Source organism: Testudinibacter sp. P17/SS/0325 (genome assembly GCF_053570765.1).
Map to the genome: position 1 here is coordinate 1,404,902 of NZ_CM131635.1, position 23,512 is coordinate 1,428,413.

At 46.5% G+C, this 23,512-nt stretch carries 26 protein-coding genes; 18 read left to right on the forward strand and 8 right to left on the reverse strand.

Annotation, left to right across the window (positions count from 1 at the left end; translation table 11 throughout):
* The first annotated feature begins 1 nt into the window (after position 1).
* From nrfF to ACWA50_RS06685, 3 genes are all read left to right on the forward strand, one after another.
* Positions 2 to 1,057, forward strand: a complete 1,056-nt coding sequence (gene nrfF / locus ACWA50_RS06675) for a heme lyase NrfEFG subunit NrfF (RefSeq protein WP_431050954.1) — start codon at positions 2 to 4, stop codon at positions 1,055 to 1,057.
* A 43-nt stretch (positions 1,058 to 1,100) separates the two neighbouring features.
* Positions 1,101 to 2,318 carry a BaiN/RdsA family NAD(P)/FAD-dependent oxidoreductase gene (locus ACWA50_RS06680; protein WP_431050956.1) on the forward strand — a complete coding sequence of 406 codons (1,218 nt, stop codon included), beginning with the start codon at positions 1,101 to 1,103 and terminating at the stop codon, positions 2,316 to 2,318.
* Between the two features lie 89 nt (positions 2,319 to 2,407).
* On the forward strand, positions 2,408 to 2,623 hold the full coding sequence (locus tag ACWA50_RS06685) for a helix-turn-helix domain-containing protein (RefSeq protein WP_431050958.1): 216 nt from the start codon (positions 2,408 to 2,410) through the stop codon (positions 2,621 to 2,623).
* Positions 2,624 to 2,881: 258 nt separating this feature from the next.
* On the opposite strand, the gene ACWA50_RS06690 is transcribed toward ACWA50_RS06685, so the two are convergent.
* Both ACWA50_RS06690 and ACWA50_RS06695 read right to left on the reverse strand, forming a co-directional pair.
* The gene (locus tag ACWA50_RS06690; protein ID WP_431050960.1) at positions 2,882 to 4,645 is read right to left on the reverse strand and encodes a DUF3413 domain-containing protein; all 1,764 of its coding nucleotides are present in this window, start codon (positions 4,643 to 4,645) and stop codon (positions 2,882 to 2,884) included.
* A gap of 19 nt (positions 4,646 to 4,664) precedes the next feature.
* Positions 4,665 to 4,886 carry a DUF1414 domain-containing protein gene (locus ACWA50_RS06695; protein ID WP_431050961.1) on the reverse strand — a complete coding sequence of 74 codons (222 nt, stop codon included), beginning with the start codon at positions 4,884 to 4,886 and terminating at the stop codon, positions 4,665 to 4,667.
* A 135-nt stretch (positions 4,887 to 5,021) separates the two neighbouring features.
* On the opposite strand from ACWA50_RS06695, the gene yejK reads away from it, so the two are divergent.
* Both yejK and bamE read left to right on the forward strand, forming a co-directional pair.
* On the forward strand, positions 5,022 to 6,044 hold the full coding sequence (gene yejK / locus ACWA50_RS06700; RefSeq protein ID WP_431050963.1) for a nucleoid-associated protein YejK: 1,023 nt from the start codon (positions 5,022 to 5,024) through the stop codon (positions 6,042 to 6,044).
* Positions 6,045 to 6,112: 68 nt separating this feature from the next.
* On the forward strand, positions 6,113 to 6,532 hold the full coding sequence (bamE, locus tag ACWA50_RS06705; protein WP_431050965.1) for an outer membrane protein assembly factor BamE: 420 nt from the start codon (positions 6,113 to 6,115) through the stop codon (positions 6,530 to 6,532).
* A gap of 114 nt (positions 6,533 to 6,646) precedes the next feature.
* Here bamE and ampD read toward each other — a convergent pair whose 3' ends face one another.
* Positions 6,647 to 7,204, reverse strand: coding sequence for a 1,6-anhydro-N-acetylmuramyl-L-alanine amidase AmpD (gene ampD / locus ACWA50_RS06710; RefSeq protein WP_431050967.1), 558 nt, complete (start codon positions 7,202 to 7,204; stop codon positions 6,647 to 6,649).
* Between the two features lie 110 nt (positions 7,205 to 7,314).
* Between ampD and ACWA50_RS06715 the strand changes: the two genes are divergently transcribed.
* From ACWA50_RS06715 to ACWA50_RS06730, 4 genes are read left to right on the forward strand one after another with little or no spacing between them, the layout of a single operon-like run.
* Complete coding sequence (locus ACWA50_RS06715; RefSeq protein ID WP_431050969.1) at positions 7,315 to 7,755, forward strand: prepilin-type N-terminal cleavage/methylation domain-containing protein; 441 nt, start codon at positions 7,315 to 7,317, stop codon at positions 7,753 to 7,755.
* 21 nt (positions 7,756 to 7,776) lie between these two features.
* Positions 7,777 to 9,162, forward strand: coding sequence for a GspE/PulE family protein (locus tag ACWA50_RS06720; protein WP_431050971.1), 1,386 nt, complete (start codon positions 7,777 to 7,779; stop codon positions 9,160 to 9,162).
* Complete coding sequence (locus ACWA50_RS06725; RefSeq protein ID WP_431050973.1) at positions 9,162 to 10,352, forward strand: type II secretion system F family protein; 1,191 nt, start codon at positions 9,162 to 9,164, stop codon at positions 10,350 to 10,352. The genes ACWA50_RS06720 and ACWA50_RS06725 overlap by 1 nt, the downstream gene beginning before the upstream one ends.
* Entirely contained in the window at positions 10,352 to 11,056 is a 705-nt protein-coding gene (locus tag ACWA50_RS06730; RefSeq protein ID WP_431050975.1) for a prepilin peptidase, read from the forward strand. The genes ACWA50_RS06725 and ACWA50_RS06730 overlap by 1 nt, the downstream gene beginning before the upstream one ends.
* Before the next feature lie 123 nt (positions 11,057 to 11,179).
* Here ACWA50_RS06730 and ACWA50_RS06735 read toward each other — a convergent pair whose 3' ends face one another.
* A complete protein-coding gene (locus tag ACWA50_RS06735; RefSeq protein ID WP_431050977.1) occupies positions 11,180 to 11,950 on the reverse strand; it encodes a TOBE domain-containing protein in 771 nt (256 codons plus the stop codon).
* A gap of 205 nt (positions 11,951 to 12,155) precedes the next feature.
* Between ACWA50_RS06735 and modA the strand changes: the two genes are divergently transcribed.
* The 3 genes from modA to modC all read left to right on the forward strand — a co-directional run bounded on the left by modA (position 12,156) and on the right by modC (position 14,902).
* A complete protein-coding gene (gene modA / locus ACWA50_RS06740; RefSeq protein ID WP_431050978.1) occupies positions 12,156 to 12,923 on the forward strand; it encodes a molybdate ABC transporter substrate-binding protein in 768 nt (255 codons plus the stop codon).
* Positions 12,924 to 13,102: 179 nt separating this feature from the next.
* On the forward strand, positions 13,103 to 13,828 hold the full coding sequence (gene modB, locus ACWA50_RS06745; RefSeq protein ID WP_431050980.1) for a molybdate ABC transporter permease subunit: 726 nt from the start codon (positions 13,103 to 13,105) through the stop codon (positions 13,826 to 13,828).
* A 3-nt stretch (positions 13,829 to 13,831) separates the two neighbouring features.
* Positions 13,832 to 14,902 carry a molybdenum ABC transporter ATP-binding protein ModC gene (gene modC, locus ACWA50_RS06750; protein ID WP_431050982.1) on the forward strand — a complete coding sequence of 357 codons (1,071 nt, stop codon included), beginning with the start codon at positions 13,832 to 13,834 and terminating at the stop codon, positions 14,900 to 14,902.
* Between the two features lie 119 nt (positions 14,903 to 15,021).
* On the opposite strand, the gene frdD is transcribed toward modC, so the two are convergent.
* From frdD to frdA, 4 genes are read right to left on the reverse strand one after another with little or no spacing between them, the layout of a single operon-like run.
* The gene (gene frdD, locus ACWA50_RS06755) at positions 15,022 to 15,363 is read right to left on the reverse strand and encodes a fumarate reductase subunit FrdD (protein WP_431050984.1); all 342 of its coding nucleotides are present in this window, start codon (positions 15,361 to 15,363) and stop codon (positions 15,022 to 15,024) included.
* 10 nt (positions 15,364 to 15,373) lie between these two features.
* Positions 15,374 to 15,772, reverse strand: coding sequence for a fumarate reductase subunit FrdC (frdC, locus tag ACWA50_RS06760; RefSeq protein ID WP_431050986.1), 399 nt, complete (start codon positions 15,770 to 15,772; stop codon positions 15,374 to 15,376).
* Positions 15,773 to 15,782: 10 nt separating this feature from the next.
* Entirely contained in the window at positions 15,783 to 16,508 is a 726-nt protein-coding gene (locus tag ACWA50_RS06765) for a succinate dehydrogenase/fumarate reductase iron-sulfur subunit (RefSeq protein WP_431054311.1), read from the reverse strand.
* Between the two features lie 20 nt (positions 16,509 to 16,528).
* Positions 16,529 to 18,316 carry a fumarate reductase (quinol) flavoprotein subunit gene (gene frdA, locus ACWA50_RS06770; RefSeq protein WP_431050988.1) on the reverse strand — a complete coding sequence of 596 codons (1,788 nt, stop codon included), beginning with the start codon at positions 18,314 to 18,316 and terminating at the stop codon, positions 16,529 to 16,531.
* A 485-nt stretch (positions 18,317 to 18,801) separates the two neighbouring features.
* On the opposite strand from frdA, the gene epmA reads away from it, so the two are divergent.
* From epmA to ACWA50_RS06800, 6 genes are all read left to right on the forward strand, one after another.
* Positions 18,802 to 19,773 carry an elongation factor P--(R)-beta-lysine ligase gene (gene epmA, locus ACWA50_RS06775; RefSeq protein WP_431054312.1) on the forward strand — a complete coding sequence of 324 codons (972 nt, stop codon included), beginning with the start codon at positions 18,802 to 18,804 and terminating at the stop codon, positions 19,771 to 19,773.
* Between the two features lie 136 nt (positions 19,774 to 19,909).
* Positions 19,910 to 20,713 (forward strand): undecaprenyl-diphosphate phosphatase, encoded by an 804-nt coding sequence (gene bacA, locus ACWA50_RS06780; protein WP_431050990.1) that lies wholly within the window; start codon positions 19,910 to 19,912, stop codon positions 20,711 to 20,713.
* Positions 20,714 to 21,555: 842 nt separating this feature from the next.
* The gene (locus tag ACWA50_RS06785) at positions 21,556 to 21,783 is read left to right on the forward strand and encodes a Flp family type IVb pilin (protein ID WP_431050992.1); all 228 of its coding nucleotides are present in this window, start codon (positions 21,556 to 21,558) and stop codon (positions 21,781 to 21,783) included.
* Positions 21,784 to 21,948: 165 nt separating this feature from the next.
* Positions 21,949 to 22,206, forward strand: a complete 258-nt coding sequence (locus tag ACWA50_RS06790; RefSeq protein WP_431050994.1) for a Flp family type IVb pilin — start codon at positions 21,949 to 21,951, stop codon at positions 22,204 to 22,206.
* Positions 22,207 to 22,266: 60 nt separating this feature from the next.
* A complete protein-coding gene (locus ACWA50_RS06795; protein ID WP_431050996.1) occupies positions 22,267 to 22,701 on the forward strand; it encodes an A24 family peptidase in 435 nt (144 codons plus the stop codon).
* 24 nt (positions 22,702 to 22,725) lie between these two features.
* Entirely contained in the window at positions 22,726 to 23,511 is a 786-nt protein-coding gene (locus tag ACWA50_RS06800) for a hypothetical protein (protein WP_431050998.1), read from the forward strand.
* Position 23,512 lies beyond the last annotated feature (1 nt).

Consider the following 23,512-nt stretch of genomic DNA (forward strand, 5'->3'; position numbering starts at 1 on the left):
CATGTGGCATAAATTGAAAGTATGCGGCGTGCTGTTGTTTGCTCTGCTAATCGGCGCAACAGGTTACGCTGAAATTGTGGATACTTACCCGTTTCAATCAGCAGAAACACGGGTCAGAGCGGTCAATCTGGCGAAATCATTGCGCTGTCCGCAATGCCAAAATCAGAATCTGGTCGAATCCAATTCGCCGATAGCCTACGATTTACGCCTTGAAGTCTATAAATTAGCCGACGCAGGCGTGAGCGATCAACAGATTGTAGAACAGATGACGGCACGTTTCGGCGATTTTGTGCGCTACGATCCGCCTTTCAAAACAACCACTTGGCTGCTATGGGGCGCGCCTTTTGCTTTGCTGTTGTTGGCTGGCGTTTTATTATGGCGTAAAGCAAAAGGGCAAGTGCGGTCTGAATTAAAGCGGCAAGCGGAGGGGCAAAGTGCGGTTGGCGCAGTCTGCTCGGCAGAAAAAGTAAACCCCTCTCGTTTTAATTTTTTGTCTATTTTCGCTGTTACCGCGCTTATCGGAGCAAGTGCGGTGTTCGTCTACAGCCTGAGCGGACGTTGTAGCGCTTGGCAGCAAGGGGCAACACTGAAAGCACAAGTGGTGCAAAGCGGCGGCGAACAGCGGCAACAATATCGGCAAGAGTTGCAAAATGCATTGCGTGCCGATTATAACAACGGCGAAAACTGGTTTCAGTTGGGGCTGAATTATTTGCAAGCGGAAGAGTACGCCAATGCGTTGGAATCGTTCACCCGTGCCGAATATCTGCTCGGCGCAAACAGCGAATTACTTGCTGCCGCCGCAACCGCACTTTACTATCAAGCCGACAAAAAATTAACCGATAAAGCCAAAAAATGGCTTGAGTTATCGCTACAGCAAGATCCAAACCAACTGCGCGCCTTGTCGCTGCTTGCAGCCGACGCGTTCGGGCGCGGTGATTACACCCAAGCCCGGGTTTACTGGCAGCAGATTTTAGACAGCAATCATCATGATTTGGATCGGCGCAGTTTGATTCAAAATTTGCAAGCGGCAGAAATGTTAGGCGGAATGCAACATTAAATTGCGTTATAATCGCCTTTTTCAGTTGAGAGATGGGCAAGCAATGCAAAAAACAGACTATGACGTGGTGATTATCGGCGCAGGGGCGGCAGGTTTATTTTGCGCCGCCCGTTTGGGACAAGCCGGAAAATCGGTGTTGGTGCTGGATAACGGCAAAAAAGTCGGGCGCAAAATTTTAATGGCGGGCGGCGGCTTCTGTAATTTCACCAATTTGGATGTCACGCCACAGCACTATCTCAGCCGCAATCCGCACTTCGTTAAATCTGCGTTGGCACGTTATACGCAATGGGATTTCATTGCGCTCGTTGCCGAACACGGCATTGCTTATCACGAAAAAGAGTCGGGACAACTGTTTTGCGACAACAGCTCACAGGACATTGTCGATTTATTGCTGAAAGAGTGCCGAAAAGGGCGGGTTGAAATCCAATTGCGCCAGCAAGTCGGTGCAGTCGAGCAAGTGGAAAATGCCGACAACAGCCAAGTGCGGTTTCGCTTGCAAAGCAACGGTAACGTTTTACGCTGTCAAAATCTCGTGGTGGCGAGCGGTGGTCTTTCCATGCCGGCGTTAGGTGCCAGCGCCTTCGGTTATAAATTGGCGGAGCAGTTCGGCTTAAACGTCATCGCACCGCGTGCCGCTCTCGTGCCGTTCACTTGGCGCGAACAAGACAAGCCTTATGCGCAATTAGCCGGCGTATCCTTGGCGGTCAATGTAGAAGCGCAATCCGGCAAACAGTTTTGCAACCAAATGTTGTTCACCCATCGCGGACTTTCCGGCCCGGCGATGTTGCAAATTTCCAACTATTGGCAACCGAACCAACCCCTTACGATTGATTTATTGCCACAGCAAAACATCAGCGATTATCTATGCGAACTGCGCCAAACTTCGCCGAAATTACAACTAAAAACCGCACTTGGGCGCATTTTGCCGAAACGTTTGGTGGAATTGTGGCTTGAACTGGAACTATTCGATGATCAAGCGATTGCGCAACTCTCCAACGTGCGGTTGCAGCAACTGGAACAGCTTATCCACCACTGGCAATTCGACCCCAACGGCACGGAAGGCTACCGCACCGCCGAAGTCACCTTAGGCGGTGTGGATACCGCCGCCATTTCCTCCAAAACCATGCAAGCCAATGCGATTCCCGGTCTGTATTTTATCGGCGAAGTGCTCGATGTCACCGGCTGGCTCGGCGGCTACAACTTCCAATGGGCGTGGAGCTCGGCGTATGTGTGTGCCGAGGGGATTGTTGCGCAAGCCTAAAATTTTAAGTGAACACGGCATAACCGCCGGCGAACCCTGTCGTCACAAATTGGACCGAATTTGAACAAACAGTATTTAGTGCCGAGGAAATGAGAGAAAGCGATTTGCGGATTGCTTTGATTGGCGAACTAATCCGCGCGAGGCAAAAGCTCGGTGTTTCGCAGAAAAAATTGGAAGAACTCAGCGGCGTGAAGCAACCGGTGATTGCACGCATTGAAAAAGGTACATCAGATCCACAATTAAATACCTTATTAAAAATGCTTGCGTCACTCGGTAAAACGATTGCGATTGTTCCTCTGCCTTAGCAGGTTAAAGTGCGGTTAAACCGTACTCAAGCTGATGACAAAGTCTCTTTTTCTAATAATTTCCCTCCCTCCGTATACGGAGGGAGGTGTCCGAAGGACGGAGGGAGGCATAAATCATTTTAATTAATATGTTGCATTTTCATATTACCCCTCCCTCCCCATTTTTCTTGCGAAAAATGGTACTCCCTCCGCACGCGGAGGGAGAGAAGTCAGTTTGTCTACAATCTGAGTGCGGTTAAACCGCACTTTGGTTTGCCATCAGCGCAACAAGAAATTCCTGTCGCGGCTAAACACTTGCAGGAATAGTGCCAACGGTGGTTTTTCCGAGGCTAGCGGTTGGTAATCGCGGCTGTATTTTTGATATTCGCCTTGAGAATCAATATGATATTGTTCACCATTATTGGTGATAATCACATTCCAGCGTTGGTTGGCAACAAATACCCAATCTGCACGGGTGCCGTCGAGGTTAAACAGATCATCGCCTTGTGTATAATCCGAAAGTGGATTTTGCGCGTTAAAAATGTGTTCCATCAGTGTTGGCACAAGATCCATTTGCGAGCTGATATGGGTGATTTGTTGCGCCGATTGATTCGGCAAGCGGATCAGTAGCGGCACTTGAATCCGATCACGTCCGAAATAATTGGCGTTGCGATTGTTTTCCACTTGATAGGAATAACCCTGATCTGCGGTTACGATCACCACCGTATCCGCCGCCAAGTGCGGTAGGATTCGGCTTAACTGACGATCAATTTCAGTTAATTGGCGACGGTAATATTGCTGCTGTTCGTTCGGATCAGTCGCTGAATAATTGGTCATCACGCCCAATAAATCATATTGCAGATAACTAAACCAGCTTTGTTTATCGCTCTGTTTTTGATACCAATTCAGCCATTGGCGGGTCGTTTGCTGATTGGAGGCATTGTTGAAAGACAATGCATGTTGTTTAAACAACGAACGGTTGTAAAGTGGTGATTTGACCGGCGCGGTCACGAACAGACCGAAACGGTAATCCAACTGCTGCATGCGTTCGACCCAGACGGAGGCTTGGCGTTGGCTGAGCAGGCTGTCGAAATAATTGGCATTTAAGCCGTAAAACAGGCTGACCAACGCCCCGTTCTGGCTATTGCCGCCGCTGTAATTTTGTTGGAAATCCAGTGCGCTTTCACGTAAAGCCGAGAGCGACGGCATGGTTTCCGCTTGGATCGCATCATAGCGTAAGCCGGCAATATTGATTAACAGAATATTGGGTTTTTGACGCTGCTGCGAAAATTGCAGGGCGTGTTTCGGATAATCCAAATAAGGTGCGTCTAAGCGTCCGCTGCGGCTGAGCTGATCTTGATGTTGATCCCGATTAAGCAGCTGGTTTTTTTCTAAGAATTTACGCGCCGTCATCGGGTAAGAAAGCGGCAAATTGGCTTTTTGCACCGTGACCGGACGGTAAAAATAGGCATCCGCCCAAGCATACAGTAAGTGTGAGCTGACAAAGCAAAACATGAGAAAATAAGCGGCTTGGCGGATCCATTTTTGCCGTTCCAAGCTGCGCAATTTTTCCCACGACCAGCGTGAAAACAGCATGACGATCAAAAAAATCGTCGGCATTGGCACAAAGAACCGTTCCCAGTTACGCGCCAAATCGCCATTGTCGGGATTGATCAAAATGTCCAAAATCAGCACCGATAAATGCAGATGGAAACGGTTGAAAACCTCGCTATCCAACAGTAGCAGGGTTAACCCCAAAGTGGATAGCACCACCCCGACAGCGCGAAAAGTGTAAGGATTTTTAATCAGAAAACTGAGCGGGAACAGGATCAGCAGATACAGGGCGAAGACAATAAAGCTGAAATGCCCGAGAATATTTAAAAAGAAATAGACTTTGCCAATCAGCGTTGCCGGCCAATCGGCGATAAAGGCGTAACGTGAGCCGATAAGAATCGCCGCAATAATATTGAAAAACGTAAACCAATGCCCCCACGAAATTTTTTGTGAGGTGGATTCCCAATATTGGCGCGGAATTTTCAGCATAGTTCGGCCTAAAGTACGGTTATTCGTGCGGTTTGAGCGAGTTTTTCAATGCATGGCAAAACGCGTCGACTAACGCTTGCTGCTGATTGCGCCCCACACTGGAATATAATAAGTTGGTGACCGTATTCCCTAACGCCATCAACGACAGATCGACCGACGCCTGATGTTTTTCCAACACCGCTGCCAAATCGTTTAATAAGGCCTGCACTTGTTGATCGCTGTATTTTGATTGTGTTGCCATAACTTTTGTCACCCATAATGTTAAAGGAGAGGATTGTTGGCGATATTAGCATATTTTTCAGATTACCGCTAAAAAAGCGAGGCGGAATTGCGTATAATAACGCGGTTTTCAATCCCCAAAATAAACGGATAACCCATGAGTATAGAAGTTAAACAGATTATTCTGCACCAACTGTCATTAAGCGAAAACCAGGAAGCGGAAAATGAACGCTTGCTCACGCGTTTGCGGGCGCAACTGCTACCGGTCAGTGATGAAATTCAGCAAATGATGTTGCAACTGCACCAGAATTATCAAGGCAAGGCGCAAGCATACGGCGTATTCCAAAACGAATCGCAATTTGCGCGCCAACTGAACCGTTTTTTAGAAAATGAACTGACATTTCTCGATTTCAGCCAGCAAAGCGCCGGGCAACTGGCAAAAGAGTTGGGCAAATATGCCTTTGCCGAGAGCGGCACTTTTATTTTCTGCGAATATACCTTTTTGGCGACCGATTATCTGTTTATTGCGCTGCTCGACAGCCGTTACAGCATGTTGGTGGATGATAAGCTCGACATTCGGCAGACTTCGTATTTGAATATCAGCCAATATGATATCGCGGCACGGATTAATTTAACCGAGTTGCAACTGTCCGCTTCTTCCACCCGTTATTTGAGTTTTATAAAAGGACGCGTCGGGCGTAAAGTATCTGATTTCTTTATGGATTTTTTAGGTGCGGATAGCGGCTTTGATCCGAAACAGCAGAATTTAACCTTGTTACAGGCAGTGGATGATTTTTGTCAACAGGGCGAATTGGATGTCAAACAAACGCAGGAAGTGAAAAAGCAGGCGTTTGATTATTGCAAAGGGCAATTAAAAGTCGGTGAAGAAATTATTTTACAGGAACTTTCCGACAGTTTGCCGAGTCTAAACCAGCAGGATTTCGGGCAGTTCAGCCGTGAACACGAATATGAATTGGCAGACAGTATTCCGCCGGTATCGGGCGCGTTAAAATCGCTGACCAAATTTTCCGGTTCGGGCAAAGGCGTTACCCTGAGTTTTGACGCAGTTTTGCTCAACGAACGCATTGAGTGGGATGAACAGAATGATAGTTTGACGATTAAAGGTTTGCCGGCAAATTTGCGTGATCAGCTGCAACGTTTTGCCAAGTCCGACGCTTAAATATATTGGCATTTTTGTTAACTTTAGGTATTATCCGTAACAATTCAGAATAAAAAGGTAGAAAAAAGATGAGATTGAAATCTGTTTTAACGATTCTTTTGCTCAGTATCAGTGTCACCTCGTGCTCGTTATATAATAAATTGGTTTATCGGATTGATGTGCCGCAGGGTAATTATTTGCAAGCCGAGCAAGTGGCGCAGTTGCAAAACGGGATGACGCAGGAACAGGTGCAGTATCTGTTAGGCACGCCGTTATTGACCGACCCATACAGCAGCTATACTTGGTACTATGTCTATCTGCAACAAAAAGGCTACGAAGAGCCGCAGCAACACACTTTGACGGTGAATTTCAACCAACGCGGCGTAGTCAATGATTTCCATTTGGACAAGCCGTTGCCGGAAACCCAAAATTCGGACATCAAGCCGTTAGAGTTAGAGGAAAATAAGGGCTGGTGGCAATCGGTGAAAGACTTTTTTAGTTTTTCATAATAAGTATTAGATGAAAAATCCGTTACAAGCGATTGTAGCGGATTTTTTTCGTTCATCTTAAAGTTGCTATCGGGTTTCGCCGCAAGGCGAAAATATCAGATCGCAAAACAAAAATTAAAGCCCTCCCAAATACCGCGCCCAATTAAAATATTTCCCCGGATCGATTTTCCGCCCGGGGGAGATGTCGCAATGTCCGACGATCCGCGCTTTAGTGATTTGCGGATAAGTTTGCATTATTAACGGAGTCAAGTGTTGCAAAGTGCGGTATTGCGCTTCGCTAAACGGTTGATTGTCCGAGCCTTCCAACTCAATGCCAATGGCAAAATCATTGCATTTTTCCCGCCCCTCAAAACAAGACAAACCGGCGTGCCAGGCGCGATCGTGGAAATTGACATATTGCGTAATTTGCCCTGCGCGGTTGATCAAACAATGTGCCGAGACGCGTAAATCCTGAATTTCAGCAAAATAAGGATGTGCGTCGGGATCTAATTTCCCTTGAAAAAAACGGTCAATAAAATCGCCGCCAAACTGCTCCGGCGGCAGGCTGATGTAGTGAATCACCAACAGAGAGATATCCCGTGGTTCGGGGCGTGAATCAAAGTGCGGTGAAACAAGTCGCCGTACCGGCGCTAGCCAACCGTTTTCAATCGTTTTGGGACATAAATTTGTCATTTTGCGATCCGAATTCCAATAATTGTTGCAGGCTTTCGCTTTTTTGCCTGAATTTTGTAACCTCTCGTGTGCCAATTATACACAAAGGCTAACCAAAATCAGGAGGAAATATGTTGGCAAAATCTCAATGGAAAAAAGGCTTTACGTTAGTGGAACTGATGATCGTGATCGCAATTATCGCAGTCTTGGCGACGATTGCCATTCCGTCGTACCAAAATCACACGCGCAAGGCGGCATTATCCGAATTATTGCAAGCCTCGACGCCTTACCGCGGAGAGGTTGAACTTTGCATTTATAACACCGGCGCGACCACCAATTGCAGCGCAGGCAGCAATGGCATTCAGGCGAATAAAGCGGAAACCAATAAATCAAAATATATCAAAACGATTGAAACCGCCGGCGGAAAAATCACGGTTACAGGGCGCGCCAGTTTAGAGGGTTACAGTTATGTCATGACGGCAAGTGGCGGCAACGGTTCGGCAATTAGCTGGTCGGTGGCGTGTAACGGTTCGGATACCTCGATTTTCCCAAGCGGTTTTTGTTCTCAGTAGTCATGATATAAGGAAAGTGCGGTGAGTTATCAGTTAACCAGTGCCGACGGGCGGTTTTTTCAGATTGAAACCGCACTTTGGCAGAAAAATTGTCAGCAGCAAGCGCTGTTATTGCGCTATTTTGCCTTGCCGTTGCAGGAAGAGGAAGATTGCCTATGGCTCGGGGTGGAGTCGGATCAAAATCTCAATGCCGCTGAGGTTTTCGCCTTTTTGCACGATAAGGCGGTTGAGGTTGTGGTGTTGGAAAGTGCGGTGTTGAAAGCCGCCCTGCAACAGCTCTCGCCGCAAGCGGATCAAGTGCAGGACTATGCGCAAGCGGTATATCAATATCAAATCCAGCCCGAGGCGCAAACCACGCAGGACGAGCCGATTATTCAGTTGCTGGAGCAACTGTTTGAACAAGCCATGGCACGGCGCGCGTCGGATATTCACCTTGAACCGAATGGCGACGGCTTGCAAGTGCGGTTTCGGATTGACGGCGTGATGACGCTGATTCAGCAGATCAACCGCACTTTTGCCGCGCGTTTGATTTCGCGCGTCAAGCTGTTGGCACAGTTGGATATTGCCGAAACCCGCTTGCCGCAAGACGGTCGCTTTCAATTTAGCACCACCTTTAATGACGTGTTGGATTTGCGCCTGTCGATTTTGCCGACCCGATTGGGCGAAAAGGCGGTGCTGCGTTTACAACAAAATAAACCGGTTACTTTGGCATTTTCCGAATTGGGCATGAACAACGCGCAGCAACAGGCATTTGCGCAGGCATTGCGACAACCGCAGGGCTTGATTCTGGTGACCGGTCCGACCGGCAGCGGCAAAAGCATTTCGCTTTATACCGCACTTAACAGTTTGAATAGCCAAGAAAAACATATTTTGACCGCAGAAGATCCGATTGAAATCAGCCTGGATGGCATTGTACAGACACAGGTCAATTTAGCCATTGGTTTAGATTTCAAACAGCTGCTGCGCACCTTTTTGCGCCAAGATCCCGATGTGATTATGTTGGGGGAAATCCGTGATGAGGAAAGTGCGGTGATGGCGATTCGCGCGGCGCAAACCGGGCATTTAGTCCTTTCGACATTGCATACTAACGACGCGCCGTCGGCAATTGCACGTTTGCAGCAGTTGGGGGTAAAGGAGTATGAAATCGCCTCCTGTTTATTGTTGGTGGTGGCGCAGCGCCTATTGCGGCGGCGTTGCGAATGTCAAAACGGGGATTGTGCTCAGTGCCAGCACGGATACGCAGGACGAATCGGCACTTATCAGTTTTTAACACCGCACTTTACGCTTTCGGATTTCAGTTACAATCTGGATTTCGACAGTTTGTATCAAAGCGGGGTAGAAAAAGTGGATAGCGGCATAACCGACTACGCCGAATTGCACCGCGTGTTGGGGCGTCGGGAGGCGTAATGGCGGAATACCAATGGCGCGGATTGAATGCGCTGCAATGCGAACAGTGTGGCAGCCTGTTGGCGGAAAACCGCGAAGAAGCGGAAGCGATTTTATTGGCGCGCGGGTTGCAGCAACTGAAAATACAGCGTAATTGGCGTTGGTCGAAGCGCGTGAAAGCAGCGGAAATTAGCGAATTAATGCAACAAATGGCATTGTTGCTGCAAGCGGCACTGCCGCTAAAAAATGTGTTGTTGATCTTGCAGCAGCACTGCCAACAGGAAAAATTATTGCATTGGTTGCAACAATTATTGCACGGGATTGAAAGCGGCTATAGTTTTTCGCAGGTGTTGCGGCACAACCCGGATTACCTGAGTGAACGTGATCGCCAATTAATCCGTATCGGCGAAGCCAGCGGGCGTTTGGCGCAAATTTGCCGGCAAATTGCCACGGATAAAGCCGAACAATTGGCGTTACAGCGCAAATTACAGAAAATCTTACTCTACCCGTTGATTGTATTGGCTGTTTCGCTGGGGTTAACCGTGTTGTTACTGTTATTTATCGTGCCGCAATTTGCCGAAATGTATCAACAGAATCAACAGCAATTACCGCACGTTACCCGTATGTTGCTTGCTCTTTCGCAGACGTTGCAGGATTATGGCGGACGTTTGTTGCTATTGCTGATTTTATTGATTGGCGGCGCGCAATATGCGTATCGCCACAATCGCCGGTTTCGCGCGCTGATATTTGCGCTATTGCAAAAATTGCCGTTGTTTGGGCGGTTATCGCAGCTGGGTAATCTGGTGGATTCCAGTCGTAATCTGGCGCTGATGTTGCAAGCGGGGATTCCGCTAAATCAAGCGTTGCACACATTTTTACCTAGCGATGAGAGTGCGCCAAGCGTATTGCAACAGGATATTGCGCAAAGTCTGCAATTATTACAGCGCGGCTATCGCTTTTCGCAAAGTGTCAGCAGCCGTTGGTTTCCGCAACAGGCGCAGCAAATGTTGGTTGTCGGTGAGCAGAGCGGCTGTTTGGCACAGATGTTGCAGCATATTGCTGATAATTACCAGCGCCAATTGGATCACCAAATCGATCTGTTGTCGCAACTGCTTGAACCCTTGTTAATGCTGCTGATCGGCGGTTTAATCGGTGCGGTAATGCTAGGCATGTATCTGCCGATTTTCGATATGGGGGCGATGTTGGGTTGATGTTTGCCAATCTTATTTTGTTGCTGCCGATTGCAGCACTGTTCGGCTATTGGGTGCAGCGTTATACCAATGATTTTGCGTTGCGTTTTAACCGCATTTTGCATAACCACTATCAAGATTACTATGCGCCGCTGTTGAATATCACGCTCGCCCCGCACAATCAATGGTTATCGCCGTTAAACAAACCCTGGCGTTATTTGCCGTTGAGCTTTGTTGTGATTGCGCTGATGATCAGCACCGCGCAAGCCCCGTTGTTACAACAAATTTGGTGGTTATATTGTCTGGCGATACTGACGGCAATTGCGCTAGTGGATTGGCACTACCGCTTGATTTCAACCCTGATGTGCCAACAGTTGTTGCTATTGGCACTGTTCGGCGGTTGGCAGCAGCTTGCCCTGATTACACTCGCCGAAAGCGTACAAAGCCTGTTGCTTGCATTATTGTTTATCAGCCTGTTTTTCATGCTGAGCCGTTGGTTTTATCAACGGGAAGTGTTCGGCGAGGGAGATTGCTGGCTGGTAACCGCACTTGCCGCTTTTTTTCCGGCGGAGGATTTGCCGTTATTGTTATTACTGGCAAGCAGTTTCAGCTTACTCTGGATTTTCATTCGACGAATATGCGGGCATGAAAGTCATCGGCATTGGCGGCAACTGGAACTGCCTTTTGCTCCGAGTTTGGTTTGCGCCGCACTGATTTTGTATTAAATATCCAGTGATATTGAATTGAACGACCTTGATTTGCATTATTCAAAGTAGCAACCGTGTTTCCTGTTTTTTGGAAATACGGTTGCTACTTTGTCTCATCAGCTATTTTTGCCAATAACAAATTTACAACGCCAACAAAATAATTTTCTGCGGCTCAATGCTGACATACACCGTTTCGCCGATCTGATAGTGTTCGCTGTCTTGATAGCTGGCGCACAGTTCGATATTTGGCGTGATACGGATTAGGGCTTCATTGCCGTTTTGCTGTTGCCGAAGTGCACTGATTTCCCCTTGAAAACGATTGATTGCGGCAAGTGGTTGGTGTCGCAAGGTCAGCCACGGCGCTTTGAACATCAGCAATAACTCTTGTTGCGCTTGCAATTGCAGGCGTTCGCAACTGGCTTGGGTGATGGTGGCGGTGACGGGGTCAGGCAAGCCGTTGACTTCTATTTCAACATTCGTATTTAATCCTTGCGGACGTAAAGCGCGCACATGACCGATTAACTGGTTACGCGCGCTGCTTTGCAGACTGAATTTTGCCGTTGCCGACAGCAGGCTGGTGAGCGGCACGCTTTCGTCTTGCAGAATACGAAATGCACGCAGTTGGGTTTGTTCCAACAATTCATACAGGCGCAACAGGCGCTCGGCATAGGCGGTAAGACGTGTGCCGCCGCCTTCTTTGCCGCCGCTGTTGCGCTGCAATAACGGTTTCGGGCTGATTAAATCCATCGCATTCAGGTTATCCCACGCGGTTTTATAACTCAGTTGGCAGCGTTTCGACGCCTGTGAAATTGAGCCGCATTGCTGAATGGCTTTTAATAATGCAATCCGTCTTGGATCAACAAACAGCTGCTGTTGCAGTTTGACGCTTAAATCCATTTCAATATCAGCCATAATCATCGTTCCGTAAAAATGTGATCGTATTGGTATTTTAAAACAAAACAGACGATAACAATAGGCATTCGGGCTGGACATCATCGAATAACGCTATATAATTTTTGCTATAACGTGGTGTTTGTCGCGATAAACAGAACAGCCGTTATATCAATTATTGCCCGACGATGTTATTTATTCTAAAGAATCGACTTTTGGAGATGTTATGTTGAAGTATCTAAAAAAATCCTTGTTATTGTTAGCGCTTGCCGTATTTTCTTTGCCCAGTTTTGCTCAACAAAAATTGACCGTATTTGCCGCCGCCTCGATGACCAATGTGTTGCAAGAATCGGCGGAAACTTATAAAAAACAGCAGCCGGGCAGTGATATTGTGTTCTCGTTTGCGTCGTCTTCGGTGTTGGCACGCCAAATTGACGAAGGCGCCCCGGCGGATATGTTTATTTCCGCTAACCTGAAATGGGCGGATTTCTTACAGCAAAAAGGCAAGATTATTGCGGATTCGCGTGAAATTATCGCAGGTAATAAATTGGTGATGATCGCGCCGAAAAGTGCGGGGGAACTGAAATTCGATCTGAATAACGATCAATGGCTGAGCTATTTAGGCAAAAACTTTTTATCGGTCGGCGATCCGGAGCACGTTCCGGCGGGGATTTATGCCAAAGCGGCATTAACCAAATTAAATCAATGGGATAAAGTGGAAAAACAACTGGCGCGCGCGGCAAATGTGCGTGCGGCATTAACACTGGTTGAACGTGGCGAAGCGCCATTGGGGATTGTGTATGCCACCGATGCCGCCGCCAGTGACAAAGTACAAGTGGTCGGGGTGTTTCCTGACGGCAGCTACGAAGCTGTGGAATATCCGGCAGCGATTGTCAGCGGACACGACAGCCAAGCGGCGCGTGATTTCATGGCATTTTTACGTTCGGACGCAGGCAAAGTGATTTTGCAAAAATACGGCTTCAGCGTAGAATAATCGCTTAGGCAGTGTAGGGGCGGATTAGATATCCGCCCGAACCGCACTTTGCATTTTTTATTATGGATTAAATGCTTATACCGCACTTCGTAAACGGGCGGATATCTAATCCGCCCCTGCTTTGTTATAGTGCGCATGTTAACCGCACTTTTATTTAAACAATTTATCAAGGAACGCTTTTGATCGACAGCATAATCCAAACCCTCAGCCTGAGCCCGGCGGAAATCAGCGCCATTCGGCTCAGCTTGAAAGTGGCGTTGTTTGCCATGTTAATCAGCTTACCGTTTGCAATTTTTGTTGCTTGGCTGTTTGCCCGCTATGATTTTTACGGTAAAAACCTATTGGACGGCATTATTCATTTGCCGTTGGTGCTGCCGCCGGTGGTGATTGGTTATCTGTTGTTGGTTGGTTTCGGGCGCAACGGTTTCATCGGCAAATATCTGTATCAATGGTTTGATTTCAGCGTGGCGTTTAGTTGGCGCGGTGCGGTGCTGGCTTCGGCGGTGGTGGCGTTTCCGTTGGTGGTGCGTGCCATTCGCTTGGCGTTGGAAAATGTCGACCCGAAATTGGAACAAGCGGCGCGTACCTTGGGCGCGTCGGCGTGGCGGGTGTTTTTCACCATCACTTTGCCATTATCCTTTCCGGGCATTCTCGCCGGTTTAGTGTTGGGTTTTGCCCGGTCATTAGGCGAGTTTGGCGCAACCATTACCTTTGTCTCGAATATTATCGGCGAAACCCAAACCATTCCGCTGGCGATGTACTCTTTTATCGAAACCCCGTCGGCAGAGGGCGCGGCGGCGCGTTTGTGCATTATTGCGATCATTATTGCCTTGCTGTCGTTGGTGTTGTCCGAATGGTTGGCGCGGCGTGCAAAATATCGACTGGGGCAGAACGAGCAAGGATAAAAAATGCTTGAAATTCATGTTAAAAAACAGCTTGGCAGTTTGGCGTTAAGTGCCAACTTGCAAATTCCGTCCAACGGCGTGACCGCACTTTTCGGCTTATCGGGCAGTGGCAAATCGTCGCTGATTAATTTGGTGAGTGGGCTGTCCACGCCCGATCAAGGTTATATTCAGCTTAACGAGCGCACGTTGGTTGATACCACGCGCAACATCAATTTGCCGCCGGAACAACGCCATCTTGGCTATGTGTTCCAAGACGCGCGTCTGTTTCCGCATTACACGGTGAAAGGCAATTTAGCCTACGGCATGAAAAAGGTCAACAAAGCCGTTTATCAAGAAATTATCGAATTATTGGGCATTGAGCCTTTGCTGAAACGCTATCCGCTCACCCTGTCCGGCGGCGAAAAACAACGGGTGGCGATAGGCAGGGCGCTGCTCACTGAGCCGGAATTATTGCTAATGGACGAGCCGTTAGCCGCACTTGATCTGCCGCGCAAACAAGAGTTGTTGGATTATCTCGATCGTTTGGCAAAAGAGATTCAAATTCCGATTCTGTATGTCAGCCACAGTTTAGACGAACTGCTACGCTTGGCGCAGCGGGTTATTTTAATGCGGCAAGGCAAGGTGGCGGCATTTGATGAATTGGAAAACATTTGGCAAAGTGAGCATTTCTTACCGTGGAAAGGGCAGGCGGCGCAACGGCAACAAAGTGCGGTTTTCAGCTTGCCGATTGAAATGCACCACCCGCTGTATCAAATGACGGCGTTAAATTTCGCCGGACAGCCGTTGTGGATTCATGCAGTGGCGCAGAAAAATGTCGGCGATTTGGTGCGGATCTGCATTTACAGCTCCGATGTCTCGATTATTCTCCAACCGGCAAAGGGCAGCAGTATCCGCAATGTGTTGGCGTGCCAAATCACTGAAATAGAAACCCAAGCGCAACAAGTGGAAGTGCGGTTAAACGCCGATGGTTTGCAGTTCGGCGCCTCAATCAGCCGCTGGGCATTGGCGGAATTAAAACTCTCGGTCGGCATGTGGGTGTATGCACAGGTGAAAAGTGTGTCGGTGGTGGCGTAGCCGTTTGACGGAAATAGGCGGGTAGCTAAAAAATGCGCATTCTTCATTGCAAAAAGCAGGGCGGATTAGATATCCGCCCTGCTTAGCTTTAGTAATTATTGTGAGGTTGTAAAGTGCGGTTAGATATTAATCACCGCAAAGAACACCAACACCGAATACAGGGAGGCTAAACCGTAGAAGATCACGCCGCTTGCCGGGATATGCAGTTTGAAATCGTGCATACCGTGGTGTAAGCGGTGCATGCCAGCCCACATCGGGAAGATTGCCACGGCAAGCAAAATCAGTTTGCCGATAATACTTTGCGCAAAGGCGACCATGTTAGCGGAATCGACTAATCCCAGCGGGTAGAGGAATAACAGGATTAATGCCAACACCGGAAAAACAATGGCACTGATGGTTCCGCCTGCGCCGAATAACAGCCATACCACAGGTTCATTGGAACGTTTTGGAGCTTGTTTCATCGTTTTCCTCCTAGATATATACAAGAATTAATGTCAGCATAGAAACCGCAGCGGTGATCACCCACATCAAGCCTTTAATGGCAGATTGCGGCACACGTTCGTTTTTGTAGATCAGGTTTAACGCTTTCGGGGTTAAGCCGAACCACGTCACCGTATTGAATACCACGCCTGCCATCGTAATCACGCTGAGAATAATCACCAACGGATTTTTCAGGAAGGAAACAAAACTGGTTTCAAAGGTGCCGTTACCTAAGCATAAGAAACCGTAAAGCAGAACGATACAGAACCAAATGGTCGGAAGTGCGGTGGATTCGCGCAAAATATACATTTTGTAGAAATCCAATTTTTTCCACCAATCGGCTTTGACTTCACGCACGTATTTATTGCGTTTGCTGGTTGTCGTAGTCATTCTTTTCTCCTTACTTTTGCGGTTTCAGCATGGCAATAACGTAGTCTTTGGCCGACTCGACTTTGCCTTGGTTGACACCTGCCGCCGGATCAACGTGTTTCGGGCAGACTTCCGAGCAGTAGCCGACGAAAGTACAAGTCCACACGCCGTTTTTACCGTTCATGATTTTTAAGCGCTCGGCTTTGCCGTTGTCGCGGTTATCCAGGTTGTAACGATGTCCCAATGTCAAGACCGCAGGACCGACGAACTCAGGATTCAAACCGAATTGCGGACAAGCGGCATAACACAAGCCACAGTTGATACACATTGAAAAAGTGCGGTATTTCTCCAACTGTGCCGGGGTTTGCTTGGTGCGTTCGCCCGGAGGCGCTTTATTGCCGATAATATACGGTTTGATTGATTCCAGACTTTCAATGAAGTGGCTGAGATCAACCACCAAATCGCGTTCAATCGGGAAGTTCGCCAAGGCTTCAACCCGCATATGACCGCTGTAGTCACGCAAGAAGGTTTTACACGCCAAACTCGGTTTGTTGTTCACCATCATGCCGCACGAACCGCAGATCGCCATCCGGCAAGACCAACGGTAAGACAGTTCGGGATCAAGCTGATCTTTGATATAACCCAGCGCATCCAATAACGAGGTTTGCTCGTCATACGGCACTTGGTAGGCTTTCAAATAAGGTTCTTTATCCACTTCCGGGTTATAACGAAGCACTTCAACGGTCATTGTTTTCATTGCTAAATTTCCCATTTCGCTTACTCCTTATTCGCCTTTGCTGCTTCTGCGGCTTCCGCTTCCGCACCGTACACCCGTTTCGCCGGTTGAGATTTGGTGATTTTCACATCACTGTATTCAATGCGTGGTGCACCGTCGGCATTGTAATAAGCCAGCGTATGTTTCAAATAGTTGGTGTCGTCACGTTCCACATAGTCTAAGCGTTGGTGCGCACCGCGTGATTCTTTCCGTGCAATCGCAGAAGAAGAAATAGATTGTGCCACGTCTAAAATCGTTCCTAATTCAATGGTGTAGAGAATATCGGTGTTGAACACGCTGGAACGGTCGGAAACACGCACTTTTTTGAAGCGCTCTTTCAGTTCGGCAATTTTATCCACGGTTTTCTGCATGGATTCTTCGGTACGGTAGATACCGCAACCTTCTTCCATTGAATCGCCCATTTCATCACGGATTTGCGACCAGTTTTCGTTGCCCTCTTGATCCAACAGCGCTTGTAAACGACCAACCACATCTTTCGCTTGTGCATCAACCGCGGCGCTATTCACGTTTTGGCTTTCGACCGCTCTTTGTGCCGCATATTCGCCGGCAACTTTACCGATCACCACCAATTCCGCCAACGAGTTAGAACCCAAACGGTTCGCACCGTGCAAGCCGGAAGAGGCGCACTCGCCCACGGCGAACAAACCTTTGATACGGGTTTCGGCTTGTTGGTTCACTTCGATCCCGCCCATGGTGTAGTGCACCACCGGACGTACCGGAATCGGGGCTTTCGCCGGATCCACGCCTTCATAGGCTTTCGCCAATTCGCAGATAAACGGCAGGCGTTCATGCAGGTATTTCTCACCCAAATGACGCAGATCTAAATGCACCACGTCCACGCCTTTGGCGGTTTTCAGGGTGCGCCCCAAACGCCACTCTTGCCAGAAGGCTTGCGAAACTTTATCGCGCGGCCCCAGTTCCATATATTTGTTTTCCGGTTTCCCGATCGGGGTTTCCGGTCCGAGACCGTAGTCTTGCAGGTACCGATAGCCGTCTTTATTGACCAAAATACCGCCTTCGCCGCGACAACCTTCGGTCATTAAAATCCCGGTATTCGGCAAGCCGGTCGGGTGATATTGTACGAACTCCATATCACGTAACGGCACGCCATGACGATATGCCATCGACAAACCGTCGCCGGTTACGATACCGCCGTTAGTGTTGAAACGGAAGGCTCGGCAACCGCCGCCGGTGGCGATCACCACCGCATTGGCATTAATTTGCACCAAAGTGCCTTCCATCATATTCATTGCGACCACGCCGCGGGCATGACCGTCATCGGTCAAAATATCCAATACGAAGTGTTCGTCGTAACGGATAATTTGCGGGAATTGGATAGAGGTTTGGAATAAGGTGTGCAACAAGTGGAAACCGGTTTTGTCGGCGGCGAACCATGTCCGTTCGATTTTCATGCCGCCGAAGCGGCGTACATTGACTTCGCCATCTTCACGGCGGCTCCAAGGGCAGCCCCAACGTTCCAGTTGGGTCATCTCAATCGGCGAATGTTCGACAAAATGTTCGACCACATCTTGTTCGCACAGCCAGTCACCGCCGGCAACCGTATCGTGGAAATGCTTGTCATAACTATCTTCAGATTTGATGACCGCAGCAGCGCCACCTTCGGCGGCTACAGTATGACTACGCATCGGATATACTTTTGATATTAATGCAATTTTCAGGTTAGGATTGGCTTCCGCCGCTGCGATTGCAGCCCGTAAACCACCGCCGCCTGCGCCCACAATTGCAATATCGACATTAACAGTTTGCACGATATTCCTCCAGTTCAGGTATGAGTAAAAGTAAATGATATAACGTCAAAAAGTAAAATGAATAAGGGTTTGCATTTTTGATCAAGGTCATTCTGCCATTTTTTTAATGACAACTTAATTGTTTTTTCCCAAATACGCCGAAAAAGAAAACGTTTCGTGATCTACCTCAAAAAAGTTAGTCGATTGAATAACTTACTTTTATGGTCAGGTATTCAGTCTCGCTGAAATGAAGATTCGATTGTCGCATGGCTGGATAATCGATAAAATGTGCACCTAATGTTTACGGGCAAGTAGATTATTGGCAAAGTCATTGATGAAGTAGCGTAGGGGCGGATTAGATATCCGCCCGTTTACGAAGTGCGGTATAAGTATTTAATCTGCAATGAAAAAATGCAAAGTGCGGTTCGGGCGGATATCTAATCCGCCCCTACTTTTGCAATTGACTATCTTGCCAATAATCGGACTTTATTTTGGATATCATAGTTATGATTTTACAACAGCAATGGCAGCCGAGCGCGCCGATTAAAAACATTATCGCCAGAGCGCGGATTACGGCGGAATTACGCAGCTTTTTCATTGATCGCGGGCTACTGGAAGTGGAAACGCCGATTTTAAGCGAATACGGCGTCACCGATGTGCATTTGTCGGTGTTTGAAACCCGTTTTACCGCGCCATTTCAAGCGCAGGAAAAACCGCTGTTTTTGGGCACAAGCCCGGAATACCACATGAAACGCTTGTTGGCGGCGGGTAGCGGCCCGATTTTTCAGATCTGCAAAGTGTTCCGCAATGAAGAGGCCGGACGCCATCACAACCCGGAATTTACCATGTTGGAATGGTACCGACCGCACTTTGATATGTACCGTTTGATTAATGAAGTGGATGACTTATTGCAACAGATTTTGGATTGCGAACCGGCGGAATCCTTCAGCTATCAGTTTATTTTTCAGGAATATGTCGGCCTCGATCCGTTGTCAGCGGAAAAAAGCGAGTTGATTAAAAAAGCCAAAGAACACGGTTTGGTCGGCGCGGAGAATGAGAATCGCGATACCTTATTGCAATTTCTATTCAGCCAAGTGGTGGAACCGAAAATCGGACAGGACCGACCGACGGCAGTGTACTATTTCCCGACTTCACAAGCGGCATTGGCACAAATCAGTTCGGAGGATCATCGGGTTGCCGAACGCTTTGAGTTTTATTATAAAGGGTTGGAATTGGCGAACGGTTTTAATGAACTGACCGACGCAAACGAACAGTTGCACCGTTTTGAACGCGACAACAAACAGCGCGCGGCAATGGGGTTGCCGCAACGAGAAATCGATCAACGGTTTATCTCGGCTTTACAGCAAGGAATGCCGCAATGTTCCGGTGTGGCGCTGGGGGTGGATCGGTTAATGATGATTGCGTTGGGGCAACAAGAGATTGCCGAGGTGATCAGTTTTGGCATTGAGTATGCGTAAGTCGGTTTTTGGCTAATCTCTTTTCCCCATTTTTCTGGTGAAAAATGCTACTTCCTCCGCTTGCGGAGGGGGGATCCGAAGGACGGAGGGAGAATTTATCAATCAATGAACAGGTTAATTCAAAAAAGGAAACAACATGTCAGAATTATTTATTGCTGCGATTTTAGGGATCGTTGAAGGCTTGACCGAGTTTTTGCCGGTGTCTTCGACCGGACATTTGATTATCGCCGCACATTTTTTAGGTTTCACCGGCGAAAAAGCGTCGACTTTTGAGGTGATTATTCAGTTAGGTTCGATTCTTGCGGTGGTGGTGGTATTTTGGCGCAAAATGTTCGGCTTAATCGGCATTCATTTCGGCGTCAAACCCGATCACAGCCAACCGCACTTGACCCTATTGCATATTATTTTAGGCATGATTCCGGCGGTGGTGATCGGCTTGGCGTTTCACAGCACGATTAAATCATGGTTCAATGTTGAAAACGTCATCTACTCTTTAGTCATCGGTGGTATTTTATTATTGATTGCGGAAAAATTCCGCCCGCGCGTCACGGCAAATACGGTCGATCAAATCAGCTATAAACAAGCGTTTGCCATCGGCGTGTTCCAATGTCTTGCCTTATCTCCGGGCTTCTCCCGTTCCGGCGCCACGATTTCCGGCGGCTTGTTGATGGGCGTGGGACGTCATGCGGCGGCGGAATACTCCTTTATGCTTGCCGTGCCGATGATGATGGGCGCCACCGTGTTGGATCTGTATAAAAGCTGGCACTTTCTTTCCCTCGACGATTTGCCGATGTTTGCCGTCGGTTTCGTGATGGCGTTTATCGTGGCGATGTTAGCGATTAAATGGCTGCTCAACCTGATTAGACGTATTTCCTTCGTACCGTTCGCAATTTACCGTTTTGTGGTGGCGATAGTGTTGTATTTTGTGTTTCTTTATTAATTAGCCATTTATCATCAACATAGTTAATCAAAAGAGCGGTTCGCTTTCTGATCTGCACCCCAAAAGTTGGACTAAATCTCCAACTCAGTAAGGTGCAGATTTTTATTTAAGACGTTATTTTGATAAAATTAATAATAACCAATCAAATCTTCTCAATTGTATTTTATTGTATAGCTGTCTTGTCTTGTCTTGTCTTGTCTTGTCTTGTCTTGTCTTGTCTTGTCTTGTCTTGTCTTGTCTTGTCTATTGAAAATGGCGAATTGGTAAATAAATTTACTCCATTTTTTTGTTGCCGCATGTTGGTGTAAGCTTTAAATCCATATTTGACGCGGTATGGTTAATTATCTTTGGCGCTCCAATTAACGAGGAAGTCTCACTGGATACCAAAAAACAAGCATTTAAAGTAATCTATAGTATGCTTATAGTAAATTAATTTCCGTTAATTTTATGTTTTGTTAATGTATTGGGGTGTTTTTGGGGTGAAAATTTCACATTTGACGATTTATTTGCAAATAATGTTTTTAAAATACAAATTCACTAACTCCATTTATTTTGATTTTATTAACTATGCGTTAGTTTTATTTGATTTGAATGTTAGCTGACTTTTTTCTGACAATCACATGCTATGATTTCGCCAGACTAAATTTATCTATAATTAGTTTTGTTTGGCGACAGTAAATTCAGTGTTGTGAGTTTTGTGAATTGTGTCAACGAAAATTTCATCTTGATCTATTGTTTTTTATTTTAAAAGTTATTTTAAAAGTTATTTTAAAGTACGGTTTTTGTTGCCTAAAAATATTTTTAACGATGGATAAGAATGGAATGAAAAGGAATCGCACCGAATGAAATATATACCTTTAATATGGCTAGCTAAAATAAAAATTACATTTCATACATTTAAGAAAAACCAATCCGGAGTCACGGCAATTGAGTATAGTTTGATTGCACTTGCAATAACAGCCTTAGTGGTTGTCGCGCTTTTCTATAATGGCGGTTCGGTAATTAGTGCATATACAGAAAAATTTACCCAGTTGGCAGATTTGGTTCAGAAGGCATTAACTGATAGTTAAGATTGTTTGACAGAATATCAATATTGGATAAGCAATGATTCATGGGTGTTTATCGAGTATTGCATATAACGCAACTTGTTTCATTATCAATAATTGAAATCAGTTGTCAGGCTTCCCGCTCAAGGGGATTTTTTTATTTTTTAGTTCTTAAGGAAAACACAATTTATGTTAACGAATATTAAAAGTGCGGTTTCTCGCTTAAAAAGAAACGAAAAAGGGGTAACGGCGATTGAGTATGGCTTGATTGCGGTTGCGGTTGCGGTTTTAGTGGTTGCGGTATTTTATAGTGATACCGGATTTATCAAAAAATTACAAGGCAAATTTGACACCCTAACGACACAAGTAGAAGGTGCAAAATTGGATACTGATAAGAATGGTGGTACTGGTGGTACTGGTGGTACTGGTACTGACACGAACCCGTAATTATTTTTAACATACTCAGGAATAAATATTTTCGGATATTTATTCCTGTTTGGACAAACGATGACATTTTACTATGTGCAACAAAGTTTGTTATTAATCATAGTGGTATTACTGATGATAGTCAGTTGGACGGATATCAGTCAACGAATTATCAGTAATACCACTGTATTAACTTTACTGATTTTTATTGTGCCATTTAGTTTTTTATTTTACGGCGAAGTATTTTTCAGTAATGCGTTATATAGCTTGGCTGTCGGCTTTGTTATTTTTTATTTCGGAATTATCGGTGGTGGTGATGTCAAACTGATTACGGTATTGATGTTGGCAACACCGACAACCCAAATCGTACCATTTCTTTTTTTAACTTCTTTGGTCGGTTTGCTGTTAGTGATTATCGGCTGGATTTTCTTTCGCCGTTCGATTAAAGAAAATGGTTTGCCGTACGGAGTGGCAATTGCCGCCGGCTTTTTATTAACCCTTTGGGGAATGAATTGATTTTTAAAGATTAGGATTCGGATAATGAATTACCGCATATTGTTTGTCATTTCTTTAATAATTATTGCCGTTGGTTTTGGCGGTTTGTTTTTAATCGGCGATCAGCAACCGGTTGTGCTAGAGCAAAATCAAAGTGCGGTACAACCGGTGGCAGAAGCCAAAAAAGAAAAAACGATTACCGTTGCACTTGCAACAACGGCATTAGAAGCCGGGCGCATTTTGCGTAAAAGTGATTATAGTCTGCGTGAAATAACGGTTAATGCAGATGATGAAGAAATGTTGCAACAACTTAAAACTGATGTTTTATCACTGTTTAAAGCCGATCAGCCGCTATCACTCGAAGGCTTTTTATTAACGGAGAATATTGAAGCCGGCAGCCGTTTAAATACCGATATCTTGATTTCACCAAATGATAGTCGTTTTTTCTTTGAAAGCTTAGACAACGGGCAAGTGGCTTATCGTGTCTATATCGGCAATGGGCATCAATTTTTATTAGAGTCATTGCATGCGGGAAATACAGCGACATTGTATCTGCAACATATCAATTATCAATTTTCGCGTGAAAATAAAGATAACCGCCGCGTTGATGAAGTGGTGAAAAATTTGGAAATTTTAACCGTTGAACGTTTTCAAGCCGAAAGTGCGGTTGAGAAAGAATATGCCGGTTATGTTACGTTAAAAATGGATACCTCCGATTTATTGAAAATTTTCCGTTTACCGCCAGGGGCAAGATTATTGCCGATTCCGCAAGAAAAATCGAATACGCCAATAAATAATCGCGGTATCTTTATTCGTACATTGAGAGGTTGAG